Annotated in this window: 2 protein-coding genes and 1 pseudogene; all 3 read right to left on the bottom strand. The window is 66.5% G+C overall.

The genetic code is table 11. The annotated features are described in order from the left end of the window. Positions 1-718, bottom strand: a pseudogene (locus Y705_RS22485) (aminodeoxychorismate synthase component I); the annotation flags it as partial. Positions 719-726: 8 nt separating this feature from the next. Continuing rightward, on the bottom strand, positions 727-1,347 hold the full coding sequence (locus tag Y705_RS0114950; RefSeq protein ID WP_026533443.1) for a LysE family transporter: 621 nt from the start codon (positions 1,345-1,347) through the stop codon (positions 727-729). A 171-nt stretch (positions 1,348-1,518) separates the two neighbouring features. Next, positions 1,519-2,010, bottom strand: coding sequence for a cupin domain-containing protein (locus Y705_RS0114955; protein ID WP_253908648.1), 492 nt, complete (start codon positions 2,008-2,010; stop codon positions 1,519-1,521). Between the last annotated feature and the right edge of the window lie 312 nt (positions 2,011-2,322).

Consider the following 2,322-nt stretch of genomic DNA (forward strand, 5'->3'; position numbering starts at 1 on the left):
TGCCGGCATCCGAACTGTCCAGCCACACCGCTGCCTTCGAGTCCGGGTAGAGGGCTGCGAACAGTGCTCCAGGATCCGGCTCGGCGTCGATCCGCTCCACGCGTACGCTCAGCCCGCGCCGCGCAGCCCGCTCGACGGACATCAGCCGCTCGCACTGGGGCAGGCTGGTGAGGGCCAGGCGTACGCGGTGCGGGGTGGCCTGCCCCGAATGCCCCTGGATGACGACGTCGGCGGAATCGCCGGGACGGTCGGCGTCGAGCCAGTGGGATTCCTGCGCGGCCCATCGGTCCCAGAACGGCTCATAGGTTCCGCCGTCGCGTGCGAGGGCTCTGCTGCGCCGGAGCGCGCCCGGGGCCTCCACCCACAGAACGGCGTCGAGCAGGCCGCGCGCCTCGAGGGCGGCGGCCCCCACACCCTCGACGAGCACGATGTCAGCGGGCGGCGTGTGCCTCAGCCCGCCGTCGCGCCCGTTCTCCCAGTCCCACGCCCGCCAGGACGCAGGTTCTCCTGAAGCCAGCGGCGTCAGCACTTGCCGCACGTAGCGGTCGATGCCGCTGCGCAGGCCGTCCCACCCCGGGTAGATGTCTTCGAGGTGGAACATGCTGACGGTGTGGTGTTCGCGGAGCAGCGCGGCAAGTTCACTGGCGAGGGTGGTTTTGCCCGCGCCGGAACGGCCGTCGATCGCGACGATGAGCGGGGCATGCCGGGAAAGGATCATGAGGCGGTTCAGGCCAGCGCAAGCAGGGTTCCCACGCCCACGAACAACGAGCCGAAAGTCCGGTTCATGATGGTCTGCCCACGGGAATCCTCCGTGAAGCGGTGAAAAGACCGGGCTGTCGCGGCATAGAAGAACCACATGACCAGCAGATCGATGGTGATGACGGTGGCCGCGAGCACCGCGTACTGCCCGGCGAGCGGCTGGTCCGCGCGGATGAACTGGGGAATCAGCGCAAGGAAGAAGACGATCGCCTTGGGATTCAGGAGGTTGACCCACACTCCCCGACGGAACAGCGACAGCGGGCCCTCGGTTCGCCGCACGGCAAGGATTTCTTCGTCCAACGACGGCTTCTGGACGAACTTCCGGACCCCAAGGTACACGAGGTAGGCCGCTCCGGCATACCGGATCACGTTGAATGCCACCGGCGAGTTCGAGACCAGGAGTCCGACGCCGGCGGCAGCCACTCCGATGTGCACCAGGAGCGCGGCCTGCTGGCCGAGGATGCCCCAGATCGACCGCCGAAATCCGACGGTCAGGGCGTTGCTCATGGTGTTGACGGCGCCCGCACCAGGGCTGAAGCTGATAAGTGTGCCCGCGCCAAGCAGCGCAAGCCAAACCGAGGGATTCACCCTCTCATAGTAAGCAGTACGCGGCTGTTCTTTTTCGGCTGCAGGAGACTTGGCCACGTGTACTGCGAACGGCGGACTCCGGAGTCAACGAGTTCTGCCTTCCTGGAGCCGGAAGGCCGGTTCCAAGATGGTGCGCCCTAGGCTCGGTGAGTCTCTTCGCGATGCAGGAACTCAGGCGGTTTCTTCCCCCTTGTCGTCGACTTCCTCGACCCACGACGGCGGCTCGTCGCGGCCCTGCTCCTCGTCCTTCTCGGCGTCCTCCGGCGTCTCCTGCACGATGCCCTGCGCGTGGTGCGTGGGCGCGTAGATCGTGTAGAGGCGGAGTGGTTCGTCCCCGGCGTTCTCGACGTCGTGCCACGTGCCGGCGGGCACCTGAATGCTCCAGCCGTCCTGGACGTCCTGCTCGAACGAGAGATCGTCCTTCGAGGGCCCCATCTTCACGCGGCCCTTCCCTGCGTCGATGCGCAGGAACTGGTCGGTCCCGTGATGCACCTCGAGGCCGATCGCACCGCCGGGCTCGATCGACATGAGTGTCACCTGCAGGTGCTTGCCCGTCCAGGCGACGCGGCGGTAGTCGGTGTTTCCCGTCGTGGCGCTCTCGATGTCGAACGCGTTCGGCTTCGGTCCATTGTCGGTGATGTCCATGATCGCATTCTGTAGCATTCCCCCGAGGATCGCCAGCGCGGCGAGCTCGCGGCGTTTCCGGTCAGCTTCCGGATCGGAGCGTTGCGGGACGACAGCTGGGTTGCCGCGTGCACGCGATAGCTCCCGGCAGGCTTCGGACGGCTTGTGGCATGATGATGGCATGACTCGCATACGGTTGAGTACGACAGTCGACGCGACGCTTCTCGAGAACGTGCGATCCCTGCGATCAGGGGCGACGGACGCTGCGCTCGTGGATGAAGCACTCGCGGCGTTGCTGGCTCGCCACCGCTCCGCCGAGGTGAACGCAAGCTACGCCATTTACGACGAGCA

Source organism: Arthrobacter sp. H41 (assembly GCF_000520535.1).
Classification (GTDB): domain Bacteria; phylum Actinomycetota; class Actinomycetes; order Actinomycetales; family Micrococcaceae; genus Arthrobacter_D.

Bases quoted from the DNA above. Each gene is read 5' to 3' on its own strand.
- Y705_RS0114955 (WP_253908648.1), bottom strand. From the start codon at position 2,010: ATGCTACAGAATGCGATCATGGACATCACCGACAATGGACCGAAGCCG.